The organism is Phycisphaeraceae bacterium (genome assembly GCA_019636555.1).
Lineage (GTDB): Bacteria > Planctomycetota > Phycisphaerae > Phycisphaerales > UBA1924 > JAFEBO01.
In genome coordinates this window covers 2,638,764-2,663,385 of sequence record JAHBXH010000001.1, presented here as the reverse complement: position 1 = coordinate 2,663,385, position 24,622 = coordinate 2,638,764, and the positions used below count along the sequence as shown (strand labels likewise).

The 24,622-nt window shown below is 62.1% G+C and carries 22 protein-coding genes and 1 tRNA gene; 13 read left to right on the top strand and 10 right to left on the bottom strand.

From position 1 onward, the window contains the following. Window position 1: 1 nt before the first annotated feature. The 7 genes from KF691_11360 to KF691_11330 form a co-directional block, all read right to left on the bottom strand. Window positions 2-877: an FAD binding domain-containing protein gene (locus tag KF691_11360; protein MBX3390035.1), complete on the bottom strand. Its 876-nt coding sequence runs from the start codon at window positions 875-877 to the stop codon at window positions 2-4. Next, entirely contained in the window at window positions 874-1,377 is a 504-nt protein-coding gene (locus KF691_11355; GenBank protein MBX3390034.1) for a 2Fe-2S iron-sulfur cluster binding domain-containing protein, read from the bottom strand. Before KF691_11355 ends, KF691_11360 begins: the two co-directional genes overlap by 4 nt. 6 nt (window positions 1,378-1,383) lie before the next feature. Continuing rightward, window positions 1,384-3,597, bottom strand: coding sequence for a xanthine dehydrogenase family protein (locus KF691_11350; GenBank protein MBX3390033.1), 2,214 nt, complete (start codon window positions 3,595-3,597; stop codon window positions 1,384-1,386). Window positions 3,598-3,674: 77 nt separating this feature from the next. Continuing rightward, on the bottom strand, window positions 3,675-4,982 hold the full coding sequence (locus tag KF691_11345) for a hypothetical protein (protein ID MBX3390032.1): 1,308 nt from the start codon (window positions 4,980-4,982) through the stop codon (window positions 3,675-3,677). Window positions 4,983-4,984: 2 nt separating this feature from the next. Then, window positions 4,985-5,497: a hypothetical protein gene (locus KF691_11340; GenBank protein MBX3390031.1), complete on the bottom strand. Its 513-nt coding sequence runs from the start codon at window positions 5,495-5,497 to the stop codon at window positions 4,985-4,987. Next, window positions 5,497-6,552 (bottom strand): hypothetical protein, encoded by a 1,056-nt coding sequence (locus KF691_11335; GenBank protein MBX3390030.1) that lies wholly within the window; start codon window positions 6,550-6,552, stop codon window positions 5,497-5,499. Before KF691_11335 ends, KF691_11340 begins: the two co-directional genes overlap by 1 nt. Next, window positions 6,549-7,043, bottom strand: a complete 495-nt coding sequence (locus KF691_11330) for a prepilin-type N-terminal cleavage/methylation domain-containing protein (GenBank protein ID MBX3390029.1) — start codon at window positions 7,041-7,043, stop codon at window positions 6,549-6,551. Before KF691_11330 ends, KF691_11335 begins: the two co-directional genes overlap by 4 nt. Before the next feature lie 161 nt (window positions 7,044-7,204). Between KF691_11330 and KF691_11325 the strand changes: the two genes are divergently transcribed. The 11 genes from KF691_11325 (at window position 7,205) to KF691_11275 (ending at window position 17,427) form a co-directional block, all read left to right on the top strand. Next, window positions 7,205-7,597, top strand: coding sequence for a response regulator (locus KF691_11325; protein MBX3390028.1), 393 nt, complete (start codon window positions 7,205-7,207; stop codon window positions 7,595-7,597). After that, entirely contained in the window at window positions 7,594-8,775 is a 1,182-nt protein-coding gene (locus tag KF691_11320; GenBank protein MBX3390027.1) for an HD-GYP domain-containing protein, read from the top strand. The genes KF691_11325 and KF691_11320 overlap by 4 nt, the downstream gene beginning before the upstream one ends. A 90-nt stretch (window positions 8,776-8,865) precedes the next feature. Next, window positions 8,866-10,659, top strand: a complete 1,794-nt coding sequence (locus tag KF691_11315; protein ID MBX3390026.1) for a PAS domain-containing protein — start codon at window positions 8,866-8,868, stop codon at window positions 10,657-10,659. Between the two features lie 11 nt (window positions 10,660-10,670). After that, the gene (locus KF691_11310) at window positions 10,671-11,006 is read left to right on the top strand and encodes an STAS domain-containing protein (GenBank protein ID MBX3390025.1); all 336 of its coding nucleotides are present in this window, start codon (window positions 10,671-10,673) and stop codon (window positions 11,004-11,006) included. After that, window positions 11,003-12,769: a Flp pilus assembly complex ATPase component TadA gene (tadA, locus tag KF691_11305; protein MBX3390024.1), complete on the top strand. Its 1,767-nt coding sequence runs from the start codon at window positions 11,003-11,005 to the stop codon at window positions 12,767-12,769. Before KF691_11310 ends, tadA begins: the two co-directional genes overlap by 4 nt. Next, window positions 12,766-14,001 (top strand): type II secretion system F family protein, encoded by a 1,236-nt coding sequence (locus KF691_11300; protein ID MBX3390023.1) that lies wholly within the window; start codon window positions 12,766-12,768, stop codon window positions 13,999-14,001. Before tadA ends, KF691_11300 begins: the two co-directional genes overlap by 4 nt. Next, window positions 13,998-15,050 carry a hypothetical protein gene (locus KF691_11295; protein ID MBX3390022.1) on the top strand — a complete coding sequence of 351 codons (1,053 nt, stop codon included), beginning with the start codon at window positions 13,998-14,000 and terminating at the stop codon, window positions 15,048-15,050. Before KF691_11300 ends, KF691_11295 begins: the two co-directional genes overlap by 4 nt. After that, on the top strand, window positions 15,047-15,646 hold the full coding sequence (locus KF691_11290) for a PilN domain-containing protein (GenBank protein ID MBX3390021.1): 600 nt from the start codon (window positions 15,047-15,049) through the stop codon (window positions 15,644-15,646). Before KF691_11295 ends, KF691_11290 begins: the two co-directional genes overlap by 4 nt. A gap of 8 nt (window positions 15,647-15,654) precedes the next feature. Continuing rightward, a complete protein-coding gene (locus KF691_11285) occupies window positions 15,655-16,230 on the top strand; it encodes a hypothetical protein (GenBank protein ID MBX3390020.1) in 576 nt (191 codons plus the stop codon). A gap of 43 nt (window positions 16,231-16,273) precedes the next feature. Beyond that, the gene (locus tag KF691_11280) at window positions 16,274-16,774 is read left to right on the top strand and encodes a hypothetical protein (GenBank protein MBX3390019.1); all 501 of its coding nucleotides are present in this window, start codon (window positions 16,274-16,276) and stop codon (window positions 16,772-16,774) included. Between the two features lie 170 nt (window positions 16,775-16,944). Beyond that, window positions 16,945-17,427, top strand: coding sequence for a type II secretion system protein (locus KF691_11275; GenBank protein ID MBX3390018.1), 483 nt, complete (start codon window positions 16,945-16,947; stop codon window positions 17,425-17,427). A 130-nt stretch (window positions 17,428-17,557) separates the two neighbouring features. Here KF691_11275 and KF691_11270 read toward each other — a convergent pair. Then, window positions 17,558-17,629: transfer RNA gene (locus tag KF691_11270), tRNA-Gly, on the bottom strand. A gap of 312 nt (window positions 17,630-17,941) precedes the next feature. Here KF691_11270 and KF691_11265 point away from each other — a divergent pair. Further along, complete coding sequence (locus tag KF691_11265) at window positions 17,942-20,218, top strand: Ig-like domain-containing protein (protein MBX3390017.1); 2,277 nt, start codon at window positions 17,942-17,944, stop codon at window positions 20,216-20,218. Here KF691_11265 and KF691_11260 read toward each other — a convergent pair. Both KF691_11260 and KF691_11255 read right to left on the bottom strand, forming a co-directional pair. Next, window positions 20,215-22,014 carry a methyltransferase domain-containing protein gene (locus KF691_11260; GenBank protein MBX3390016.1) on the bottom strand — a complete coding sequence of 600 codons (1,800 nt, stop codon included), beginning with the start codon at window positions 22,012-22,014 and terminating at the stop codon, window positions 20,215-20,217. The genes KF691_11265 and KF691_11260 overlap by 4 nt on opposite strands. Before the next feature lie 18 nt (window positions 22,015-22,032). Next, window positions 22,033-22,755, bottom strand: coding sequence for a phosphopantothenoylcysteine decarboxylase (locus KF691_11255; GenBank protein ID MBX3390015.1), 723 nt, complete (start codon window positions 22,753-22,755; stop codon window positions 22,033-22,035). Window positions 22,756-23,255: 500 nt separating this feature from the next. Here KF691_11255 and KF691_11250 point away from each other — a divergent pair, with 500 nt between their 5' ends. Then, window positions 23,256-24,617, top strand: a complete 1,362-nt coding sequence (locus tag KF691_11250) for a type II/IV secretion system protein (protein MBX3390014.1) — start codon at window positions 23,256-23,258, stop codon at window positions 24,615-24,617. Window positions 24,618-24,622 lie beyond the last annotated feature (5 nt).

Genomic DNA, 24,622 nt, shown 5'->3' with positions numbered 1-24,622 from the left:
ATCAGGTCACGGCGGGTGCGACGTTCCGGAGAGAATGGTAGAGAAGCCGGGCGAGCACTGTGCGTCGGTAGTCGGCGGTCGAGCGGATGTCGTCGATCGGGGAGACGTCGCTCGCGAGGGCGGGCAGAAAATCTTCGGGCTTTCGAACGGGCGAATTCGATTGCAGCAGTTGCTCGACCGCGGTGCAGCGCTTCACGGTCGCGGAGACGCTGTTCGCGACGACGCGCCAGGGGTGGAAATTCTCCCTTCCCCCAACCCCCTCCCCCAGGGAGGGGGCTTCAGACTCGCGTGTGATGGCGACGCCGATCTTTGTAATCGCTTGTGCGCGGCGAGCGCCGACCTTGTGGAAGACGGAAAAATCGTACTTGCGGATGGGCATCGAAATCGCGGAGATCAGTTCATCCGGGCGTCGCACGGACTTTCGGTAGCCGGTGTAGTACTCGTGCAGCGGGACCGAGCGAGAGCCGCCGGCGGAAGTGAGCGTGACGGATGCGTCGTACGCCATGAGCACTGGCACGCCGTCGGCGGCGGGGGACCCGTTCGCGATATTGCCCGCCCATGTGCCGCGGGACTGGATCTGGATGGCGCCGACTTGTCGCGCGGCTTCGAGGAGCAAGGGAAACTCGGACTTTGCTCTGCCATCTTGCAGGACATCCCAGTAAGTCGCGAGCGCGCCGAGCGTGAGCGTGCCCGATGCCCAACCGATTGTGCGGAGTTCCTGTACGTGAGAAAGATCGAGATAAGATTTGTCGTGTTCGGCTGGGTGGATGGGCCAATGCACGAGCAAATCGGTCGCGCCCGCGAGCGGGATCAGATCCGGCTGCTTGGCACAGAACGCGCAGGCTTCGGAGAGTGACGTGGGCATGAGGACGTTCATGAGCGTCCTCCGTCACGCCCGAGCCACTTCTCGAGCCCGTCGATGATGCCGTCGTATCCGGTGCAGCGGCAGAGATTGCCGGCCATGAGCGCACGCATCGAGTGTGAAGCGAGCACGCCGGAGTTCTCTTTGATCCAGTTCGCGGTGACGACGACACCGGGGGTGCAGGCGCCGCACTGGGTGGCGCCGGTTTCGAGCATCGGCTGAAGAGATGAAGCGGGGATCGACTCGATAGTGCGGACGATTCGATTTCGGACTTGAAAGGTCGGAACGAGGCAGGAATTGGCGGGCAGGCCGTCGATGATGACTGAGCAGGCTCCGCATTCGCCCTCGCCGCAGCCTTCCTTTGTGCCGGGCAGATTGAGGCGGTAGCGGAGCGTGTCGAGAAGGCGCTCGGTCGGGTCGACTGCGATCTCGACTTTCTGTCCGTTCAGATTGAAACGGATTGGAATCGTCGCGGAACGACCGGTCTTGGAGATGTTGCCGGCTTGATGCTGCATTGCGTGCTAGGCGGGCAGGAGTGGGAGCAGGCGCTCGGGTGTGAGAGGAATGGACATCGCCTGGGCGCAGGTGGCGTTGGCGACCGCGTTGAGGATCGCGGGCGCGGGGCCATCCATCGGCAGTTCGCCGACGCCTTTGGCGCCGCCGCCACCGAAGCGATACGGAGTCTCGTGAAAGACGACGCGGATGGGCGGAACATCGTCCGAGGTGGGGATGATGTAATTGGTGAGCGTGTTGTTGAGCATGCCACCGTCTTTGAACTTGATGTCCTCGGAGAGCGCCCAGCCGATGGCCTGAACGACACCACCCTGCACCTGACCTTTGGCGAGCACGGGGTTGATGACCTTGCCGATGTCCTGCATCGAAGTGAAATCGAGGAGGCGGACCGATGCGGTTCGAAGATCGACCTCGACATGGGCGATGCAGACGCCCCACGCGAAGGTGGCGTAAGCATCGCCGACGTAGTTCTTGTCGTCGAACTTCACGTTGGGCGGCGGGGCGTAGGTAGCGCGGCCCTTGAGTTCCTTGCCGGGATTGGCGGCATGCCACTGAGTTATGGCAGCTTTGAGCACGGGGCCTCGGAGCGGTTTACCGTTCTGACCGAGTTGTGAGGCAAGATCGTCGATCGCCCGTTCGATGAGTTTTCCGACGACCATGACGGTGCGCGAGGCAACGGTGGGGCCGGAATTGGGAACGCGGAACGTGTCGGGCGTGCCGATGACGACATCGGACGGGACGAAACCCGCGGCGTCCGCCGCGATCTTGGTGAACGCGGTGTTGGTTCCCTGCCCCATCTCGGTGCTAGCGGCGAGCACTTCAATCTTGCCGTCGGGCGTGGCGCCGACATCGACCTTGGAGTTGAGGTACACCTCGCCGTTTCCGGTGAAGCCGGCGCCGTGGAGCACGGTTGAGAGGCCGATGCCGCGGCGGAGATAAGGATGCGAAGCGTTGAACGCGGCGGACTCGCGTTTGTGGCGATCGTATTCGGACGCGCGCAGCGCTGCATCGAGGAGCGCGTGGCGGTCGGTGCCGTCGGAAATTGTTTGCTGCGTGGAGGTTGTTTGTCCGTCTTTGATGAGGTTGATGCGTCGGACTTCGAGCGGATCGAGCCCGAGCGCGTGCGCGATGCGGTCCATGTGGCGTTCGCAGGCGAAAATCGTCTGCGGCGCGCCGAAGCCTCGGAAAGCGCCGTAGGGAACGCTGTTGGTAAGAACGGCTTTGCCCTCGATCAGCACATTGTCGCAGGAGTAGGGTCCCGCGGCGTGGATGATGCCGCGGGAGAGCACGACGGGAGAAAGCGTGACGTATGCGCCGCCATCGAGGATGACTTCGATGTACTGAGCAAGAAGCTTGCCGTTTTTGTCGACGGCGGTTTTGTGACGCACGAGAGAAGGATGGCGCTTGGGAGTCGCGGCCATGTCTTCGGAACGGTCGTAGATGATCTTGACGGGGCGGCGGGCTTTGAGTGCGAGTAGAGCACAGTGAAGCGCGATGGTGGAGGGGTAGTCTTCCTTGCCCCCGAAGCCGCCGCCGGTCGGGGCCTGGATGACGCGGACGCGGGATTCATCGCGTTTGAGCGCGTGCTTGAGCGCGTTGAGGACGTAGTACGGGCACTGCATCGAGCCCCGGACGACAACGACGTCACCGTTCGGGCCATCTTCGATCCACGCGGACATCGCGTTGTTTTCGATGTAGACGTGTTCCTGTCCCCCGGTCTCGTATTCGCCTTCGATGATTCTGTGCGCGCGGGCGAAGGCGGCGTGGACGTCGCCCTTTTTGATCTGAAGTTTTTTGATGATGTTGTCGTTGCCGCGCTGGATCTGATCTGGGCGGGGCGCGACGCGAAAATCGAGTACGGGCGGATCTGGCTCTATCTCGACTTTGACAGAAGCGACGGCACGCCGGAGCAGAGCACGATCGGGATGAGCAATCAGAGCGACGGGCTCGTGCATGTGGCGCACATATCCGGGGGCGAGAACCGGCTGGTCGTTCTCAATCAGGTAGGTTTCGTTCGGGCCGGGGATGTCGCACGGCTCGACCACGACGAACTGAGACCAGTCGAATGCCGGGTCGTACGAGACCGATCGGATTTTCCCTCGAGAGGCCGGGGAGCGCACGGTCATGCCCCAGAGGCATCCTTTGAGTGGACCTTCGAGCGGTTCGTCGTCGAGGTAGCGCTCTACACCGGAGAGTTTGGAAAGACCTTCGAGACGTTGCATGGCGAATGTAGACCGATTGGCCGGTTTTTCCGGCGAAGGGTGGAATCGCCATCATACCCGACCATCTCTGGTGCGGTTCACTTTGTCTGAATCAGGTTTGCGACCGGCGGGTCATCGACGATCTGCTTCCACGAGCCTTGCGAGGGCGTCATGGACACGGTGTAGAAGCCGGGTGGGGGAGAGGTGTATGGAGTACTTGAGTACGAGAGAGTGAGCGTGCCGCCGACCGAGAGCGTGCCTTTCACGACGAGAACGGAGACCGTAGGTGCGTTGCTTGTCGTGACATTGCCCGAGGCGTATATCAGACCCGTGATCGAGGAGGGATACGAATCGCTGGTGTCGGTATCGGTCGAGCCTGTCGGATAGACGTACGGCGTACCCGGTGGATTGAAATTGGCGTTGAGACTGGATTCGCTGAGATTGGCGCTCGTCATTTGCAGCGCAATGCTGCCGTTGACCAGCAGGCAAGGGTAGTTTGAGACGGCGGGAGCCCAACGGACGCCGCCGGTCACAGCCGTTGAGAGTCCGGGATTCAGCAGAACGAGCGTTCCGGCGATCCGGCAGTTGGTGATGATGAGCGATTGTCCCTGGCAGTCGATAACGTAGATGCCGTTGGCGTTGGTCGCGCCGTACGGATTGGATGCGGGGCTGAGAACAACTTTCTGAAGAGTCGGCTTGAGCGAGACGACCGGAAGCGAGCCGATCGGGATCGGCGTGCCCGCGGCGACGTAGGAATCGAAGACCGATGACTTCGGAAGCGTGCGAGCTGCAACGCCCGACTTGGTCGTGCCGTAGAAGCCGGTGCCGATGATGGAAACCGTCGCCTCGACGTTCGGGCGGATCGTCGCGAGAACGGAAGTGATGCTCACGTTGGTCGCGATCGTCGCGCCGGATGGATTGATCGTCGAGGAGGTCGCGGTGATAGCGCCGCCGACCGTCAGGGGGACCGCGAGGCAGTCGAGCGGGACGGTCTTGGCATCGAGTTGGACGGAGAGCCGCTGTCTCGCTCGACCAACGGAGGCATCCCCGAGTACGACGACAGAGTCGAGTTCAGAGTTGTTCAGCGGTCCCGAAGGATTCGAAACGGAGACGTCGAATGTGGAATCCTGGAGTGACTGACCGGAATTCCAGGTGCCGTTCGTTCGGGTGGTACGCCAGGACGAATCCGACTGGATGAGCGCCCGTGCGAGTTCGATGGCCGATTTCGCTGCAATTCGAGCCTGAACTTCGTCCCGACGGAGTTTGTTCGACTCGGAGCGAGATCGCGCAACCGCCATGCCGCCGAGCGATACCGCGGCGACCATGAGGCCGATGCCCACGGCGACGACGTAGGCGGTGCCTCGCCGGGAAATCGGAACGCGGGCATGGCGACAGGTCGATCGCATGCTTATGGATCCGCTGCGCGCAGCGCGGTGAGTTTGCAGACGAGTTTTCCCGAGAATGTCACGCTCACCTCGATTCGCTTGAGTCCGGTTTCGGACGCGCTGTTGCTCTCGGGCGCACTGAGAAGCGCGCGATAGACCTTGACCGAGCGCGACCACTTTGTCATATTGGGAATCGGTGAACCGCCCGGAGACTGCGGGGGAGACTCGGTCCAATTGTGGAAGTCATCGACATCGTCGAAGGTGGCCTTGTTGGTCGCGACTTCGCCGGCGTCGATTCCGATGGTCGATGCTCCGGAGGGTTCGGCGTAGGCGAGTGAAGTCGCCTCGTTCAAAAGGCCTTCTGCGAGAAGCGAGCCGGTGAGTGCGCGCGCGCTGACGGCCTGGGCGGCGCCGGCGCCCGCCGCGGCGCGGAGCCCGGCGGTGATCATGAGGCCCAGGATTGCCGCGGCGCCGGCGCACTCGATGAGCGTGACGGCGGGGCGAAACGGAAGGCGATGTCTCGGCGTGGTGCGCATCACATTTGCGGGATATTGACGATCGGGATATTGACCTGAATGGGCACGCCCGAGGTCGACTCTGCGGTGACGCGGATCGAAGTGAGCCCGGTCGCGGTGGTTGTGGGCGTCGGGACGTTCGGCGTTCCGTAGACGGCGTAGATCATGTCTTCGCTGCCGAGCAGGCTCCATGATGCGCCTTGATCGTTGGATTTGAAGTAGCTGTTGGATTCGATCATCGCGCTGCCGGAACCGGAACTCAGTAGTTCGCAGGCTTCGGACCCACCCGAAACGTACGAGACGACAATCGCGATCGGGTTGATGACGCTGAGCCCGGTTGTCTTTGTAAACGTGACATCTTTCCACGCATAGGAAGAGGACAACTCCGATTCGGACACGATGCATTGATCAAGCACAACGCCGGAGGGAAACTGCGCGTTGGTTGTTCTGACTTGCACCGCGAGGGTGCTGTCGATCGCGTTCTTTGTACGGAGCATCAGTCTCGCTCTGGTCAGATTCCACGTCGTGGCGTTCGTCGGCAGATTTGCCGGGACGAAAGATCCGCATCTCCACGTATCGTTCTTTATCGAGGTGTTTTTCAGGCCGGAGTTGTAGTAGAAGCCACCGACCTGTACTTCGACGGTCTTCGCGGGAGATCCCGGCACAGAAATCGTCTGCTGATCGGAGACGATGGAGAGGGATTGAAGTGAAGGAACGACGGTTTCGGGCGCAGCTCCGTTGAGAGATCTCAACAGAGGAGCCCCCGCGGTTCCCGACCAGGAATACTCGATGAGCTCGTCTGCTCCGTCGCCGTTGCGATCGGGGACGACGACGCCGATTGCGTTGGCTGTGATGCGGGTGATGCGCGTCGAACAGGAAACGTCGTTGGTGAGATCATCGAGTGCGGCGCTGAGCAGAATGCTCCGATCGACGACGGGGCTGCGAGCGGCGTTCTTCGCGAGTCCGATCGCGCCGCGTCCGGCGGCGAGCAGGATCGCGAGAATTGCGCAGGCGAGCACGAGCTCGAGAAGCGAGAATGCGGGTCGCGAGGATGGACGGAGACCGGCGGCCGTCATTGGATGCTCACCGCCCCCGAGGCCGAATCGACGACAATGGATCGCTTGTCAACGCCGCCTCGGAGGACGATTGTGCCGCCGATCGCCGGGCATCCGAATCCGCCGAATTGCAGGTCTTTCGAGCCGGCGAAGTCGGCGCTCTCGAGGGTGATGGAATAGGGAGGGCTGCCCAGGCGGACGGTGTAGTCTGAGCCTTTGGAGCTGCCGACAACAAGACCGACGATCGAATAGGAATTGCTGCTGGGCACGAAGCGGATCGTCCAGTTGGAGCCGCTTGCGCGGGCGAGTGCGCGTGAGCGTTCGAGGTCTGCGGCGACTCGCCTCGCGGCGGCATCGAGCTTGTAGCGAGAGACGGCGCCGGCGTACTTGGGCGCGGCGATCGAGGCGAAGATCGTGAGGATCGAAAGTACGACGACCAGCTCGAAGAGCGAGAAAGCACGGTGAACGCGGATTGGCATCCGCGCCGAAGAGAATGGCGGAGACGCGGCCATGGCTCCTTCTGTTTTCGGTCTTGGAGGAGGCCGGGTTGAGCGCGCCGAGCGGGATTGGGGGTCGGAATGGCGCGGCGGGGCGTGTTTGGTCCGATTCGGCGCGAAGATCATGAAGGCGATAGGCAAAGGTGCCGATGTGCCGTGGCGGTCTGCCGCGGATTATGAGCACCAAGACCCTACTCATCGTCGACGACGAAGCCTGCATCACCTTCATGCTCGCCAGCCGTTTTCGCGAGCTCGGGTATGAAGTGGTGACCGCGGGAAATGGCGACGAAGCGATGAACATTGTGCGGTCGATGCCCGTGCCGCCGACCGCGGTCATCAGCGATTTTCAAATGCCCCAAAGAGACGGGCTTCAGCTTGCGCGAGAGCTTCGGAGCGAGCCGCGAACGGCATCCGTCCCGGTCATCATGCTGACGGCGCGTGGGCACAGGCTTTCGCCGAGGGAACTGCAGGAAACGGGGATCCAGCACGTCATGCCCAAGCCGTTCAGCGCGAGGGAACTGCAGGCGATGATCGTCGAGGTGTGCGGCGAAGCAAGGGAGGCGGCATGAGGCCCCCGAAAGAGGCGAAGATCGAGGGCGCAGAGCAGCTGCTGCACCACTTCAGCCAGCGGTTGATGCAGTCGTACGAGGAGACGTATTCGCTCTTTCGCATTCTGCGGCTTCTGGCTTGCGCGCCGGAACCGGTGCAGCAGATCAGGCTGGTGTGCAGCAATGTTCAACAGGTACTGCCGTTCCGCTGGGTTGCCGCGGTCTTTCGCACGGATGCCAACGTCGTTCCGGCATTGCGCGGCCGGACGATCGTGACCGGAGAGACGGGAAATCCCCTGGAATTTGAGGCGGCGCTGCGGCGCGCGTGCGATTCGCTTCGAGGAAACGAGTGGACCAAGGTTCTTGTCGTGGGGCAGCACGAACTGGCGACACTTTCGGGGTCGGAGGTCGTGTGTGATCCGATCACGTTCGACGACAGCGTCGTCGGGCTGCTGGTCGCGGGCGGGAAAGAGACAGAAAACGGCGAAATCGCAAGCCCGGAGATGCAGTTTCTCGATGCGGTCGCCGAGTTTGTCGGGACATTTCACGAGAACGCCGCGCGTTTCTTTGAGCAGCGGGCGATGAGCATCGGGACGATCGAGGCACTGACCGCCGCGATCGATGCAAAGGATCCGTATACACGCGGACATTCGGAGCGCGTCGCGGCGCTCGCGAAGCAGATTGCGCTGGCGTATGGTCTCGACGAGGGCGAGTCTGAGCGCATCAGGACGGCGGGAATCGTGCACGACGTCGGCAAGATCGGCGTGCCGGAGCGCGTTCTCTGCAAGCCGGGCAAGCTCGATGACGAGGAATTCGCGCTCATCAAGTTGCACCCGGAGATCGGCCACCGGATTCTCAAGGGCGTGACGCTCTTGGAACACACGCTGCCGGGGGTGCTTCATCACCACGAGCGCTTCGACGGACGCGGCTACCCGCATCGATTGACGGGCGCGGACATCCCGCTCCAGGCGCGGATTATCGGAATCGCGGATACGTTCGACGCGATGAGTTCAAGCCGCTCGTACAGGCCGGCGATGCCGCGCGAAAAGGTGCTCGCCGAAATTGCGCGGTGCGCGGGCAGCCAGTTTGATCCGGCGGTGGTCGAAGCCTTTAAGCGGATCGACCTGGGCGAGTACGACCGGCTGATGGCGCGTCAGGCGGCTTCGGCGGAAGCATCTCAGGTTCGTGCCGCCGCCTGAAAGACTCTGGTTCAGCGGTGAACCCGCTCGGCCGATATCCACAAGGGGTTGGGGGCTGGTTTTCCCACCGAATTGCGGGAGAGTTGCCGCGTGCGCCGATTGATGCTCCAGTTTCTTCCGCGACACAGCTCGATGGTGAGCGGCGTTCTCGTTTTGAACACGGCCATCGTCGCGCTCGCCATGGCGGCGCTCTGGGTTGTTGTCGGGGGCGTGCGCTACGAAGAATCGCAGCGTGCGAACGAACGAGCATCATCCGCCGTGGCGGAGATGGTTCGGCCGGATCTCGAAAAGGCGATTGCCGAGCGGGATATTGCAGCGGCGCGTCTGGCGATTGCGAAGGCGGCGCATGCCGGAGCGCTCTCGGGCTGTCGAGTCACCCTGGGCGACGGAACCGTGCTGGCGGATCTTGATGCATCAACCGTCACGTCCAAAGAGATTCCGGCGGAACTGCCCCCGCTGACTGTTGAACCCGATTCGCACCGTACCTTTGCGGTCTCTGTTCCGGAAAAAGGAAAGGTGTTGCTGACGATCGAGGCCCCACCTTCGGTCGCATCGCGCTCCGAGTGGTTGGAATACGGGTTTGGGGGAGTGTGTCTCGGTGCGATTGTGCTGCTCGGAATTGTGTCGGTCCGTGCGCAGAAGCGCGCGATGCCCATGACCCTGGTCCAGTCGGCGCTTCGTTCGTTGCAAGCGGGAGAGAAGGAACTTGCTGCGCTCGAGCTGGGCGAGTCGTTTGGCGGAGTTGCCACGAGCTGGAACGAGTTGCTCAGGGAATTGGCCACGCATCGCGCCCGGGCGCGCATCGAGTCCGTGCTCACGCGGCGGGAGCAGCCGGGAGAGCGTGACGAAGCCGTCGGGAAGATCATCGATTCCCTCTGGCACGGCGTCGTTGTGGTGGATGAGGAGATGCGGATCCGCTACTGCAACGGAGCCGCAGCGGTGTTCCTGTCCGGTACGCGCGACGGGCTGTTGGGAACGCCCATGCTCGAGCGCATTCAGGAAGCTCCCGTATCGGAGAAGCTCTCGAAATTGGCGTCGGCGAAAGGTCGCGCGAAGATTGTCGTAGAGACCCGCACGGGAGAGGGCGACCAAGGGGCGATCCTCCGGATCAGCGGCCGGCCCCTCGCGGGCGGCGGCGGCGCGATGTTGCTCATCGAAGATGTCACGCAGCAGCGCGTGGCGGACCGCTCTCGGAACGCGTTTGTTGAACAGGCGACGCACGAGCTGCGCACTCCGCTGACGAATGTCAGGCTGTATGTCGAAGCTCTCGTGGAAAAGCCCGACGCGGACGTCGCGACTCGGTCGCAACACCTGAACATCATCAATCAGGAAGTTCGCCGACTCGAGCGTATTGTGGGAGACATGCTCTCGGTCTCCGAGATCGAAGCCGGGTCGCTCAAGCTCGCGATCCATGATGTCCGCCTGCCGGCGCTGTTCGGCGATATCGAGGCGGAATTCGCGGCGCCGGCGCGAGCGAAGAACATCGCCTTGCGCTTCGATCTGCCGCCGAAGCTTCCCACGATTGTCGGCGATCGGGACAAGCTGGTGCTCGCCCTGACCAACATCATCGGCAACGCGATCAAGTACACGCCCGAAGGGGGAAGTGTAAAAGTGGGGGTGCGGGCGGAGGATTCGCTCGTGATCGAGGTCGCGGATTCGGGAATCGGAATCGCGGCGGACGATGTCGATCGCATTTTCGATCGCTTCTATCGCGCCAAGGACCCGAGAGTCGAGAAAATCGTCGGCACCGGTCTGGGGTTGGCGCTCGCGCGCGAAGTCATGCGGCTGCACGGCGGCGATGTCACAGTCCAGAGCGTGCCCGATCGCGGGTCAACTTTCACCATTCGGATGCCGCTCAAGGCGCCGTTGTCGCTGGCGGCCTGACCGGAGAAGCCATGGAGATACGTGAGCAACAACACGGCGCGGTGAAGACGATCGCTCCCCAGGGTCCGCTCTGCCAGGCGGACGCGACGGAGTTTCAACGTGTGGCATCGGGCGTGATCGCTTCGACGATGGGGAGGTGCGTCGTCGACCTGTCGGCAACACCCTATCTCGACAGCCAGGGACTTGAGACTCTTCTCGCGCTCAGCGAAACGCTGGGGGACAGCGGTCAGTTTCTGAAGTTGTGCGGCGTCTGTGAAACTGTTCGCGAGATTCTTGAGTTGACCGATCTCGCGGCGTCCGTCGAGCAATTCGAGGACGTCAACAGCGCGGTCAGGAGTTTCCTGTGAGTTCCGAGGCAGCCAAGCTCCGCATCGGCGATCAATTGCTCAAGGATGGGCTCATCACTGAGCAGCAGTTGAGCCGCGCGCTCGCGGAACAATCGCGCACCAATCGCATGCTGGGCGAACTGCTTGTCGAGCAGGGGGTGATCACCGGAACGGTGCTTGTGCAGACGCTCGCGAAATCTCTGGGCGTTCGGTATTGCCAGTTGCGGCACGGTTTGATCGATCCGCAGGTATTCAAGCTGCTCGGCGCCGAGGAAGCCGAGCGGCTCAAGGCGATCCCGCTGTTCAAGGTGCGCGATTCACTGACGGTTGCGATGGCCGAGCCGCAGTCCCTTCCGACGATCGATCGTCTGCGGACGTTGACGGGCTGTCGCATCCGTCCCGTGCTCGCGGCCGAAGCGAACATTCTTGAGTTCGTGAAGAAATACGCGCACGGCGATGTCAATGTTGATGCCTTTCTCACTTCGCTTTCGGAATCGAATCTCGAGGTGGTCGAGCGCGAGTCTGTCGACGAGGGACCCGCGACAGATCTCGACAAGCTCGTCGCGGGCAGCCCGATCATCAACCTTGTGAATGTCGCGCTTCTGTCCGCCGTGCGCGACAAGGCGAGCGACATCCACATCGAGCCCGACAAAAAAGGAACACGCATCCGTTACCGAGTTGACGGCGTGCTGCGCGATCTGATGAAGCCGCCCGCGGGCATGCACGCGTCGATCGTCTCGCGCGTCAAAGTCATCGGGAAGATGGACATCGCCGAGAAGCGGCTCCCGCAGGAGGGTCGCGTCCGGATCGTGGCCGAAGGGCGCGAAATCGATCTTCGCGTGTCCTCGATGCCGACGCTGCTCGGTGAAAAGATCGTCGTCCGAATTCTCGACAAGTCCAACCTCCGGGTACGCCTGGCCGACCTGGGTTTCCGCGCTCAGACTCTCGAGTCATTCACCCGCGTTCTCGAGCGCCCTCACGGTCTGGTTCTAGTGACCGGCCCCACGGGGAGCGGCAAGACCACCACGCTGTATTCCGCGCTCGATCTGCTCCGCAGCCCCGATGTGAACATCGTGACAGTTGAAGACCCAGTGGAGTATCAGCTGGATCTGATCAATCAAATCCAGGTGCAGGAGTCGATCGGCTTTACGTTCGCGCGGGCGCTGCGCAGCATTTTGCGTCAGGATCCGGATGTGATCATGGTCGGCGAAATCCGTGACCAGGAAACGGCGCGAGTCGCCGTGCAAGCCGCGCTCACCGGTCACCTCGTGCTCGCAACGCTGCACACCAACGACGCGCCGGGTACTGTCGCTCGACTCACGGACATGTCGATCGAGAACTACCTCATCTCGAGCGCGCTGAACGGCGTGGTCGCACAGCGGCTGGCCCGCACAATCTGCGACCAGTGCTCGACGAAGTACTACCCGGCGGAGCACGTGCTCGCCGACGCGGGCTTGAGCGACCAGGTCGGTCGTCCTTTCCGCAAGGGCGAGGGGTGTCCGCAATGCCACGACACCGGCTACAAAGGCCGCCTCGGAATTTATGAAGTGATGGAAGTGTCGCCGGGGCTCAAGCGCCTTATCTACGGGGGCGCGCCGACCCACGAACTGCGCGAGCAACTGCGCAGCGAAAAAGTTCTCAGCCTCCGGGAGGAAGGTGTCCTCCTTGCCAAAGAAGGGAAGACCAACCTCGAAGAAATCCTGCGCGTGACGCACATCGACGAACAACCCTCGAGCGCTGAGGTAACGCACTCGAAACCCGCGACGCCGAGGGCTGCCGCATGAGCTTCAATTACACGGGCTATGACGGAGCGGGAAACGCCGTCAGCGGCGCGATCGACGCTGGTGCCGCGGCGGAGGCTGTCGAGATGCTGCGCCGACGCGGGATCTTCGGCGCCCAGGTCAATCCCGGGTCCGCGCGCGGAGCGTCCGCCACGATCGGCCGCAAAAAAGCCGGCACGGGAGGCAAGGTCACGCTGCGAGACCTCAGCCAGTTCTTTCGGCAGCTCTCGATTCTGGTATCAACCAAGACGCCTCTCGTTCAGGCTCTCGACGCCCTCGAGAAGCAGGCGACGGAAGACGGGCTTCGAAATGTGGTGTGCGATCTGCGCGAACGGGTGGAACGGGGCGAGACGTTTTCATCTGCGCTCGCGGCGCACCCGCGTGCATTCGATCCGATCTGCCGCAGCATGGTCGCCGCCGGAGAATCGGCTGGCTTGCTCGATCAGATGCTGAAGTCACTCGCTGCACTCGCGCGCCAGCAGATGAATGTCCGGCGATCCATCGTCGGCGCGCTGACCTACCCCGGGATTCTGATCACTGTTTCCTTTGGTGTCATCATCGTGCTTCTCGTCTCCGTGCTGCCTCAGTTTTCGGAGATGTTTGATTCGCTGCAGACTCCGCTCCCGCCGTCGACCCAGCTTCTCATCGAACTCTCGGAGATTCTGCGCGGGTACTGGTATGTCCTGGCGCCGGGCTTTGCGGCGTTCGTCGCGATGATCGTGTTGTGGCTGAAATCGGACGCGGGCTGGGCGATGATGGACGCGGCGCTCTTGAGGCTGCCCCGCTTTGGCCCGGTCCGACGCAGCTTCGCCCAGGCGCGGCTCTTGCGCCTCCTTGGAACTCTTCTCGAAAGCCGCGTCAATCTGCTCGAAGCGCTCCGCCTGACGCGCGAATCGCTCACGAGCGCCGCGTACATCGATCTTCTGGTCCGCTGCGAGGCCTCGGTCGAGAAGGGCGAACCGCTCGCGGATTCGATCGGCGATGCCTCGCTCGTCAGCCCTTCCGTGAAGGAGGCCATTGCGAGCGGCGAACGATCCGGCCAGGTCGGCCCCGTGCTCCTGCAGGTTGCCGACTTCCTCGATGAGGACAACGAGCAGTTCCTCAAGATCCTGTCGGCCCTGATCGAGCCCATCGTTCTCACCATCATGGGGCTGCTCGTCGGGGGCGTTGCAATCAGCATGTTCCTTCCGATGTTCGACCTTGCCGCGAACGCGGGCGGAGGTCCCGCGCAATGAGACGGACCCGCTACACGCCAGTCGGGATCGAGATCGGCGGCAGGCTCATCCGCATGGTGCAGTTTGCGCAAACCGGGTCGGCCGTTCGGCTGCATTCCTGGGCGGTTTTTCCGCGACTGGACAGCAAGTCCGAACTGGCGCAGGAAATCGAAAGAATCGCGGCCACATTCGACCGACGCGGTTTCGTCGGACGGGACGTCGCGTTTTGCCTGCCCGATGAGGACACGCTCTCCGCAGTTCTCGAATTGCCGCCGATGAAATCGGGCGCGCCGGTCCATTCGATCGCGGGCGTGGAAATCGGGCGGATGTTCAAGCACTCCCCGCAAGAACTCGAGCTTGCACTTTGGGAATTGCCGACGAACTCGCGGCAGGCCGGCGCCGTCGCGAGCATGGTCGTCGCGTGCCCGCACACCACGTCGCAGCCGATTATCGATGCGTTCGAGACAAGAGACTTGACGATCCGGGCAATCGAACCGCGCTGCACAGCGCTGGTCCGGGCTTGTTGTCGCGACGGCGGCTCTGCGGAGTCGCTCGAGATCATCCTTTCGCTCGGTTGGACGCATTCCCGTCTCTACGCCGCTTGTTCCGGCGTGGTGGTGCTGGAACGCGTCATGGAAAACGCCGACCTCGAAACGCTGCACCGCGTGATCGCCGGAACGATCGGTGTCGACACCGATCTTGCCTCGATCGCGATCAGGGATGCGCTGCGGGGTGAGCGAGAACTCCTGACCGATCCCGACGCGACGCGCGAGATTCAGGAGCAATTCCGGCATTACTGCGATGTGATTGCGGCCGAGACGTTGACCGCGGTCTCCTACCTCTCCCGCCGTTACGCAGGCCGCCGGGTCTCGGGCCTGCTGCTTCTCTGCGATGGTGACGAGGCAAGCGATCTTACCAAGGACCTCGCGGCGCGACTCTCCATGGAATCGCGGGTGTGCTCGCTGACGGAATTGAATGTGGACGGCGTCGAGCGGATCGACCCCGCCACTCGTCGAGCGTTGGTCGCGACCGCGGGCTTGTGTCTCATCCCGAACGGAGGTGAGGCATGATCTCGGCGAACCTGCTACCGGCATCGCACAGGCGGCATCTCTCGCGACAGGATCGCACGGCGCGATGGTCGATTGTGATCGCCGTGTACGCGGTCGTGCTCGCGGTTCTTTGGCTCGGTTCGCGCCAGTATGTCGCGGGAGGACGTTTCGGGCTCGAGAGACGCGTCGCCGCGATCGACGCCGAAGTCGCCGGGATCAACTCGGGGATTGCCGGGCTCAAGGAAAAGGCGGTTCGTGTTCAGGCGTCGCTGTCGACGGCACGTTCCATCGCGGATCATCCTGATTGGAGCGTGCTCCTGAGCCTGATCGCTTCGCTCAAGAGCGCCGACATCGAAGTTGATCGCGTTGCGCTCGGCCCTCGAACAGCCGAAGCCAAGCCGGGCGGTGCGAAGAGCGTGAAGGGCGTATGGGTTCGACTCTCGGGTTTCGCCAAGGATCATCAGGCCATCGCGCATTTCGCGCTCCGGCTGGAAGGCGCGCACCTCTTTGATCGCGTCGCGCTCGAGGATGCCCGAAAGAACGCCGCGGAACCGGAGGGTCTTGTCGGCTTCGAGATCGAGGCTCAGATCGACGAACCCGCAGGGGGGTCGAAATGAGAAAACGGTTGGATCAAATCCGTCTCAACGTCAGCGTGGACCTCGCGGGCGTCGCGGTGATGCTTCTTTTGACCGCGATCGTTTCGGTCGGCGCGATTCTTCCGGTATTCACCGCCAGAGTCGCGCATCGGGCCCTTGAGGAGCGTCTCGAAGCCGGAAGAATGGAAGTGCGGGACCTTCGTGAGCAGCGCTCCGATCTCGAGCTCAACCTTGTTCGCCTGGAGAACGATCTCAAGGAAACCCGGGTGGATGTGGAGCCGGTCGCGCGCCTCAACTCCAGGATTTCGCGGCTGACCGAATCCGCATTCAATCGCAAACTGGCGCTCGATCGCGTCGCGCCCGATGCGCCGCAACGGGCCGCGAAAGCGACTCTTGTTCCGATACGAATCGAGGGGCGCGGGGCGTTTCTCTCAAGTCGCGATTGGATTTCTGATCTTCGCTCCGAGTTTCCGGACATAGCAGTCGCAGGATTTCAGATCGCTCGGGACAATTCAAGCCGCTCCGATTCGGCGTCGTTCAGCTTCGATCTGGTGTGGTACGCCGCACCGTCCGCGCCAACGGCACAGGCGGCCCCAAAGAAATAGCGACAGAGTGGCATCCCGCACCCGCGTTTTGCAGTGTTCATGCATGGCGATGTCACGTGAGCGCAAGGTCTACGCGGCGGTGGTGTTGGTTGCCGGGGCTGTCCTGGCGGTCGACCGTGGATTCTTCGGCGTGACCGGAGCGAGTTCGGCGCACGCTGCCGAGGCCGAAATTGTTCCCCTGACCGCGCGGACGGCGAAACCGGCGGCTCAGGTTCCGACGCTCGCGACCCGCCTGAAGCAATTGGGCAGCGTTCCGAGAACTGTCGACTTGCTCGAAGTCACCCTCCAGCGAACCGTGCCGGTCGAGATCGCCGAGCTGCCGGCTGCAACGCCCGTAGAGGACTCGAGGCAGCAGTTTGCTTCGACTCATCACCTGAGCGCAATCGCTTCGACGGGCCGGAGTGCGAACGCCGTGATCAACGGGCGAGCGGTGACCGTTGGAGAGGTGATCGCGGGATTCACGCTGACCGAAGTGACCCGAGAGGGCGCGGTGTTCTCGGGCCCGGGCGGGTTGGTTGAGCTTCATTTGCCGCCCGTCCGGTGATGCACCCAGCGGATCGATTGCGCAGTCCCCCCAAACCTCACAGGCGGTTGTTTCTTGTCGCCGCGCGCCTCCGGAACGATGTCCGGACTGATTTGGCGCGACGAATCGCTCGATGATCCGACCGTCACCGCCCGCAATGGGCGATTCGCGTCTACCACGGAGTACCGACGATGTCATTCGCTCTTCGTTCCCGCCGTGCATTCAGCCTTCTCGAACTCGTCATCGTCGTCGTGATCCTCGGGATCCTCGCGGCGATCGCCGTTCCGCGCATGAGCCGCAGCGCGACCGCCGCCGCCGACAACGCGGTGATGGCCGATCTTGCGGTGCTCCGCAATGCCCTCGATCTGTTCCAGACCGAGCACGGCGGCACGTACCCCTCGCTCGCCGACGTGACGAATGCTCTGACGCAGTATTCCGACATCGCGGGAACGACCTTCAGCGCGACCAAGAACACCGGCACGGGCATCATCTATGGCCCGTACATCCGTTCCATTCCGCCGCTCTCGGTCGGCGCCAACAAAGGCAAGATGACCTTCACAGGATCTCTCGGCGGCGCCTTCGGCTGGGTCTACGACGCATCAACGGGCAACGTCACGCCGAACTGCCCCGACACCGAAGTTGACGGGCGCGGCGTGAAGTACAACACCTACTGAAGGGCCTTGTCGACTGAAGGATTTGCGACAGAGTCGGAAGAAACACTCGAAATCGTGGACTGACAAACGCGAAGCCGCCGGATCTCCCGGCGGCTTCGTTCTTTTTGACCCAATCAAATATCGGGGCGAAAGCGGGCGAAGGGATTTGAACCCTCGACATTCAGCTTGGAAGGCTGACGCTCTACCACTGAGCTACACCCGCGTGGTGCCCATTGTAACCAGTCCAACCATCGATGTTCACCCGACGTTTGGTTGAGCCGGGAGTGCAGGGGATGAGGTGCTCCGAGGGGCGAGCGAACGAAGTATCGGTCCCAAATAACTCCAATTCGCACCGAAATCGCATCGGTTGGGTGCTCCCGTCCGAATGATTCCGGTACGCTTTCACCTGCACAGCCGGGCGCACGGGTGAGGAAGTCGCGCCTTCATTCGGAGGGAGCAGAAGGGGTTGATCCGACGGATTGGTCATGGTTTCGCCGCTCTCGGAGCGTGCGCGGGATTATCCGGCGCGCCCGCCATGCTGCGCGCGATCGAGCCCGTCGACTGTTCCGTTCCGGATGAAGCCTGCGGCAAAGCAGCCCTTATGAAGTACCTCTTTCGCGCGGGTCGTGCTCCTGCCGCCCCGTTCCAGGATCGCGACGCGCATCACGACACGGATGTCGTGCACAACAGCCTGACGATCGAGGTGTTTCCCTCGACGCAATCCGTCGAAGGCGTTTCGGTCATCACGCTTCAAAGTCGAGTTGACGGGTTGACCGAATTCACATTCTCTCTTGCGCCGGCGCTTACACCGGGACAGATCCTCGTGAACGGCGTTGCGGTACTTTCGCCCGTCTCGGCCGGCGCCCAGACCCGGACGGTCACGCTCGACAGGCCGTACAACACTGGCGAAACGGTGACTATCACGATTCCCTTCAGCGGTCCGGCGCTCCAAGGGCAGAGCGGCATCCTCTGGTCTACGCAGGATGGTCAGCCGGTCGTGAGCAGTTTCAGCGAGCCGTTCGACGCCGGAACGTGGTGGGCTTGCAAGGATGGCGATCGAGGTCTCCCCGGCGATAATTCCGACAAGGCAACGTGGGATCTCACGATAACGCACGACGCGGGACTCACCGCGATCTCGAACGGCAGGCTCGTCAGTCAGACTCCTATCGCCGGCGGCAAGACGGTTACTCGATGGGAGAGCGACTATCCGATGGCGACCTATCTCGGGTGCTTCAGTCTGGCCAAGTACAACAACTGGAGCCTGACATATCAGGGTGCGGCACTGCCGACGACGGGCCCGGTGGCGTTCCCGCTTCGCTTCTTTATCTATTCCGCGTTCGACACTCCCGCGCGCAGAGCCGCGTGGGAATTGGTCGTGCCGATGCTCGACGCGATGCGCCCGCTCTACGGCGAATACCCCTTTGTGAACGAGGGATATGGCATCTATCAGTTCCCCTTCGGCGGCGGTATGGAACACCAGACCATGAGCGGCCAGGGAAACTACGCCGAACAGGTCACAATTCACGAACTCGGGCACCAGTGGTGGGGCGACAATGTGACTTGCCGCACGTGGAGCGATATCTGGCTCAACGAGGGATTTGCGACGTACACGGAAGCGCTGTGGGCGGAGCACAAGCCGGGATCCACAGGCGCGACCGCACTCCAGAACTACATGATCGGGACCAAACCCGCCGCAGAAAACGTGGGTGGCTCGGTGTACTGCTTTGATACAAGCGATGAGGCGCGGATTTTCAGCCGCGATCTGACCTATCGGAAGGCGGCGTGGGTGCTGCACATGCTTCGCGGCATCGTCGGAGACCAGAAGTTTTTTGGGATTCTCGCGACGTGGCGGAGCGAGTTTCAAGGTTCGGCCGCAACGACCGACGATTTCCGGAGCGTTTGCGAGCAGGTGTACGGACAGTCACTCGGGTGGTTCTTTAATCAATGGGTGTTCGGGATAGGCGCGCCGACATATGCGAAGGGTCTCCAGACGTTTTCGGTGAACGGAAAATACTGGACGCGCTTCCATGTGCGGCAGACGCAGGACAGCGCCTGGCCGGTCTTCACAAATCCGCTGCTGGTTCGTTTGTCAACCGGCGCGGGTCCGGTCGATCACATCGTGAAGCCGATCGCACGCACGAGCTTCTTTGTGCGCTCATCCGGCGTGTCCCCGGCGTCGGATCTGTTCTTTGATCCGAACAGTTGGGTCTTGAATTACGGGGTTGCCGGCGAAGCTCCGCTTCAGGGGCCACCTGTGATTCTCGAATCGGCTCCAATGCCGGGCGCATCGTTCGAATTTGGAGCATCTCCATTGCAGATCACGCTCGAATTCAGCGAGAATGTTGCGACCGATGGCTCCCAGTTCGTCGTTCGGCGCGGCCCAGGCTCTCCCGTTCCGTTCACGTTTTCCTATTCCGCGGCTTTGCAGACCGCAACTCTTGCCTTCGAATCCGCGTTGAGCCCGAGCACCTACACGATCGAGCTCGTCGGCACACCGACAGCGATCGCAACAGGTCAAGAGCTCGACGGCGACGTGTTCGATCCCGAATCGCCGAAGAGTCTGCCGACCGGAGACGGTCAAGCGGGCACAACGATCGAGGGGGTGAAGATTCTCCGTTTCTTCGTGATTCCCGGCGCCTGCCCGTGTGATCTGAATGGTGACTCGATGGTGGACGATTCAGACTTTGTCGTTTTTGCCGCGGCGTATAACGCACTGCTCACAATGGCCGCCGATTTCAACGGCGACGGGCTGACCGATGACGCCGACTTTGTCATCTTTGCTCACGCGTACGACCAATTGCTGTGTCTTTAGCCAGCCGTGTTTGGGCGAACCGCGCGAATCGCAAGAAACATCGGAATTTCGCGGCGCGCGCGATTCTCCTCCGCGGCGCGCGGGCCCGGCTCACTCTCGCGGGCACTCGGCCACTCCTCCAGCGAGTCGATTAGCAAACCCGCTTCCCGAAGCAACCGCACGTAGGTTTGGATGGGCCGGTGGTGTGTGAGCGTGACGACTTTCTCGGCGCCCGATGCCGCGGCCCCTGGGTTCATCACGATTTCGCGATGCCCGGCGGACAGATAACCATCGACTCTTCGGAACTGACGATCGGAGCTTCGGGCCGACCCCGGTGCCGATCGCCCGGCAGCGTCGCTCCCTCGCACACCGCCACGCCCGTGCCTGTCCTTTGAAGCGGAAGAATCCCACACCCAGCTTGTTTGCCCAGGCGACCGGAAAGCGGGGTGCAGAATCACGCACACGAATGAACCGCCGCGTCGGATTTTCGATGCGATGCCCGCGAAGACCGGCGCGAGCGGTTCGATGTTCATCAATGCCATCAGGCACGTCGCGCGATCGAACGGTTCGCCATCGAGTGAGGCATCGCCGAGGTTGCGCGCATCGCCGACTTGAAATCGCGGAGCTGGGTGCAATCCGCCTGTACCGCGGCGTGCCGCGTCGATCAGATTCGGCGCCGCATCGATTCCGGTTGCCTGTACTCCGAGCCTTGCGAGAGTTCGGCAAAAGGCGCCCTGTCCGCAGGCGATATCCAGAATGTGCTGGCCCTTTGCAGGCTCGAGCAGCCGCAACGTTCCGGGAATAATCACCTTCTCGAAATGATCGCTGCGACCCTCTTCGATCAGTCGGTCATACCAGGTCGCGACATGGTTCCAGCCGGATTCGGATGCGCGCGGCGCATCCGGCGGGAGTGAACTCGCTCCGATCGGGCCGGCGTCCGCATCGCCGGGTGCCTCTCCTTGTTCGATCGCCGCCGCTTCGTCTCTGCCGGCCCCGACGAGACGAAAAAACTCACGCGGCACGGGGCTCTTGAGGCGCAGAGGGCGTCCTGAAAATGCGTGCACCATTCCGAGCTCGCCCGCATGCAGACACACGCGTCCGATCGGGTCGGTCACGGCGCCGTAGCGTCGGTCTCCCGCAATCGGATGCCCCACATCCTTCATGTGCACGCGGATCTGGTTTTTTCGCCCTGTTTCCAACCGAATCTGAAGAAGCGAACAGCCGCGCCCCGCGTTTACGCAACGCCAGTGAGTGACCGCCAGCTTTCCGTCTGACCTATCGCGATCGCCTCCTCGCTGCTGCGGCACTCGCGATGCCGCAGGCGGTGTCGATGAACTTTCAACCTGACCGCGCGAGTTTTCCCAAAGGTAACTCTGAATCGTTCCGGAGGAGCCCGTCCCCGCCGTTGGCAACTCACCCTCCACAACGGCGTAGTACAACCGGCTGAGTCGCCGCGCGCGGAGGTCTTCTTTCAGCCAGTGCAGCGCTCGTTCGCTCTTTGCAAAGATCATCAGACCCGAAACTTCCCGATCGAGTCGATGGACGACGAAGACGGGGGTGCGTGTTCTCGAGCGCACCCGGCCTCGCACATATCTCTTGACCAGCGAAAAGAGGTCGTCGCCCTCGTAACCCTCTCCGCGCGGCCCGCCGACATACGCCGACAACATTCCGCAGGGTTTGTCCACAATCAGCAAGTCGTCGTCTTCGAAAACGACGCGTACGCCGCGTGCGATGCCTCGGCTCGATTCCGCAGGATTTCGGTTCCCCCGCGCCGGCTTGTCGGGCTGTCCGTGGCGGCGTGGTTTGCGATCGGCCATGCTCCATTGTTCGGCGGCTCAGGCCGAAAGAGTGGCGTGAACGCTTTCGACGATATTCAATAGCCAAGGCGCAAACTCGGACTTCGAGATCTTTCCGTCCGTCGCGATGTCTTCGCCGCGACGTCCGAGCACCCGGGCCTTTATTTCGCCCGACTCCATGGTCTCGAGCGGATTCGCGACAATCAGGTCGATTGCTTTCCGTTGAAGTTTTTCCCGAGCCGACTGCTCCAGCCGTTCCGGGGGTTCGAGCGCAAATCCGACCAGCAATTGCCCAGGCTGCCGGTTTGATCCGAGCATCGCGAGGAGATCGGGCGTGGATTCGAGCTCAATTGTGAATGAGGATTCGCCTCTGCGAATCTTGCCGGATGAAGATCCCCCTTTGGGGCGGTAGTCCGCCACCGCCGCGCTCATGATGACCGCTTCCGCGTTCGGGCTGTGTTCCAAGAGCTGCCGCCGGAGGTCTTCGGTCGTACGGAACCGCAGCACCGTTCCATGCGTACGGATGCCGGTCAAAGTGATGTTGAAATCGCCCGATTCCCTCGCGGGCACCGGCCCCAGCAGCAGTGTGACCTTGTGCCCTCTCGAGACCGCTTCCCGCGCGAGCGCGAGCCCGAGTTGTCCCGACGAGCGGTTCCCGATGAAACGTACATCGTCGATCGGCTCCTGCGTGGGACCGGCCGTGATCAACACGTTCAGGGGCTTTGCGTGCTCCAAAGGAGTTGGAAATCCCGTCGTGATCATTTTCGCGACCGCACGAGCGTCCGCCGCAGGTGGGTGCAATGCTACTCTTCCGGTTCAATTCCTTTCGCCGCCGTCGCGGCATTATCTGATCGGTGTTCGGAGCAGGTTTCAACAGGGCAGCAGCGACCACGACCATGGCAAGATCCCGCAAGAAACTCGGTGAAATTCTGGTGGAGTGGGGCTTTGCCACTCGCGATCAGATCGAAAAGGCCGCTCTGGCGTCCAAGGGTTCCGGCAAACGGATCGGCGACGTGCTGATCGAGCAGGGATATGCAAAGGAAGAACAGGTCGCTAAGGCCCTGGCAACGCAATTCGGCTACGAGTTTTTCGACCCGGCCGCACCGGGGAACGCCGCGAAAATCGACCTCAAACTGATCCCGGAAGATCTGGTCAAAAAGCACCAGATTCTGCCGATCGGAAAAGCGGGCGGGCGCCTCAAGCTGGTGGTCCACGATCCGCTCGATCTCGAGCTCGTGGACATGCTCCGCTTCCGCCTCAATATGGAGATCGAGCCCCTTCTTGCTCCGCGTTCCGCGATCAAGAAGTTTCTTGAAGGCGGATCGAACGGCTCACCCGCGGCTTCGGCCAAACCCGATCCGGCGAAATCGCTCGTCACGACCTCGATCGACAAATCGGTCGACAAGTCGGTGGACAAGTCCATCGACGTGGCGAGCGAAGACGCGCCGATCGTCAAACTTTGCAATCGCATTCTCGTCGAAGCCGTGAAGATGCGAGCGAGCGATATTCACATTGAACCGATGGGCGATCGTGTCCGGTTGCGCTACCGCATCGACGGCGTCTGCATCGAACGCGACAACCTTCCAAAGCGCATGCAAAACGCGCTGCTTAGCCGCTTTAAGCTGATGTCCGGAATGAACATCGCGGAGAAGCGGATTCCTCAGGACGGCCGAATCAAGATCCCGGTTGATGAGGTGTTCGTGGACTTCCGCGTTTCGGCCTGTCCCGCCTATCACGGCGAGAGCGTCGTTCTTCGTATTCTGCGGCCCGACAGCGTACGCATCGGTCTGGCAAATCTCGGTTTCGAAGCGGACAACCTCGCTTCCTTCAACAAGATCATCCGACGCCCCAACGGGATCTTCCTTGTGACGGGTCCGACCGGTTCGGGCAAGACGACCACGCTCTACACGGCACTCGACATTCTCAACCGCCCCGACAAGAAGATCATTACCGCCGAAGACCCGGTCGAATACAACTTCGACGGGATCAATCAATGCCAGGTAAAGGAACACATCGGCCTGACGTTCAGCGCGATTCTCCGTTCGATGCTGCGTCAGGCGCCCAACATCATCCTCGTCGGTGAAATCCGAGACAAAGAAGTCGCCGAAATCGCCATCCAGGCGGCTCTTACGGGTCACCTTGTGTTCAGCACGCTGCACACCAACGACGCGCCCAGCGCGATCACGCGTCTTATCGACATGGGAGTCAAGCCGTTCCTGGTCGCGAGCTCCATTCAGGCCGTGCTGGGCCAGCGCCTGATCCGAATCAACTGCAAGAATTGCAATGCGCCGTATCCGTACGAAAAAATGGATCACAAGTATCTCCAACTCGTGGGCATCAGCGAAGAGGAAGCCAAGAGCGGCAAGCTCATGAAGGGCACCGGCTGCGACAACTGTGTCAATACCGGATATCGAGGCCGACGCGGCATCTACGAGTTGATGCAGATGAACTCCGCCATCCGCGAACTCGCGTTCAATCTCGCCCCGGTTTCGGAGCTCCGAAAAGCGGCCCTCGCCAACGGCATGCGGCCGCTGGTCACCGACGGCAAGATCAAGTGCATGAACGGGATGACAACACCCGACGAAGTCGCCAGCGTCGCCCAGGCGGACCTGGATAACAAGTAGCCCTG

What these genes read in the sequence shown, in the direction of transcription:
- KF691_11340 (MBX3390031.1), bottom strand. Translation starts at nt 5,497, where the DNA reads ATGCGCACCACGCCGAGACATCGCCTTCCGTTTCGCCCCGCCGTCACG.
- KF691_11345 (MBX3390032.1), bottom strand. Translation starts at nt 4,982, where the DNA reads ATGCGATCGACCTGTCGCCATGCCCGCGTTCCGATTTCCCGGCGAGGC.
- KF691_11355 (MBX3390034.1), bottom strand. Translation starts at nt 1,377, where the DNA reads ATGCAGCATCAAGCCGGCAACATCTCCAAGACCGGTCGTTCCGCGACG.
- KF691_11295 (MBX3390022.1), top strand. Translation starts at nt 13,998, where the DNA reads ATGAGACGGACCCGCTACACGCCAGTCGGGATCGAGATCGGCGGCAGG.
- KF691_11290 (MBX3390021.1), top strand. Translation starts at nt 15,047, where the DNA reads ATGATCTCGGCGAACCTGCTACCGGCATCGCACAGGCGGCATCTCTCG.
- KF691_11360 (MBX3390035.1), bottom strand. Translation starts at nt 877, where the DNA reads ATGAACGTCCTCATGCCCACGTCACTCTCCGAAGCCTGCGCGTTCTGT.
- KF691_11265 (MBX3390017.1), top strand. Translation starts at nt 17,942, where the DNA reads ATGCTGCGCGCGATCGAGCCCGTCGACTGTTCCGTTCCGGATGAAGCC.
- KF691_11300 (MBX3390023.1), top strand. Translation starts at nt 12,766, where the DNA reads ATGAGCTTCAATTACACGGGCTATGACGGAGCGGGAAACGCCGTCAGC.
- KF691_11260 (MBX3390016.1), bottom strand. Translation starts at nt 22,014, where the DNA reads ATGGCCGATCGCAAACCACGCCGCCACGGACAGCCCGACAAGCCGGCG.
- KF691_11280 (MBX3390019.1), top strand. Translation starts at nt 16,274, where the DNA reads ATGGCGATGTCACGTGAGCGCAAGGTCTACGCGGCGGTGGTGTTGGTT.
- KF691_11325 (MBX3390028.1), top strand. Translation starts at nt 7,205, where the DNA reads ATGAGCACCAAGACCCTACTCATCGTCGACGACGAAGCCTGCATCACC.
- KF691_11250 (MBX3390014.1), top strand. Translation starts at nt 23,256, where the DNA reads ATGGAGATCGAGCCCCTTCTTGCTCCGCGTTCCGCGATCAAGAAGTTT.
- KF691_11310 (MBX3390025.1), top strand. Translation starts at nt 10,671, where the DNA reads ATGGAGATACGTGAGCAACAACACGGCGCGGTGAAGACGATCGCTCCC.
- KF691_11275 (MBX3390018.1), top strand. Translation starts at nt 16,945, where the DNA reads ATGTCATTCGCTCTTCGTTCCCGCCGTGCATTCAGCCTTCTCGAACTC.
- KF691_11330 (MBX3390029.1), bottom strand. Translation starts at nt 7,043, where the DNA reads ATGGCCGCGTCTCCGCCATTCTCTTCGGCGCGGATGCCAATCCGCGTT.
- KF691_11255 (MBX3390015.1), bottom strand. Translation starts at nt 22,755, where the DNA reads ATGATCACGACGGGATTTCCAACTCCTTTGGAGCACGCAAAGCCCCTG.
- KF691_11335 (MBX3390030.1), bottom strand. Translation starts at nt 6,552, where the DNA reads ATGACGGCCGCCGGTCTCCGTCCATCCTCGCGACCCGCATTCTCGCTT.
- KF691_11350 (MBX3390033.1), bottom strand. Translation starts at nt 3,597, where the DNA reads ATGCAACGTCTCGAAGGTCTTTCCAAACTCTCCGGTGTAGAGCGCTAC.
- KF691_11320 (MBX3390027.1), top strand. Translation starts at nt 7,594, where the DNA reads ATGAGGCCCCCGAAAGAGGCGAAGATCGAGGGCGCAGAGCAGCTGCTG.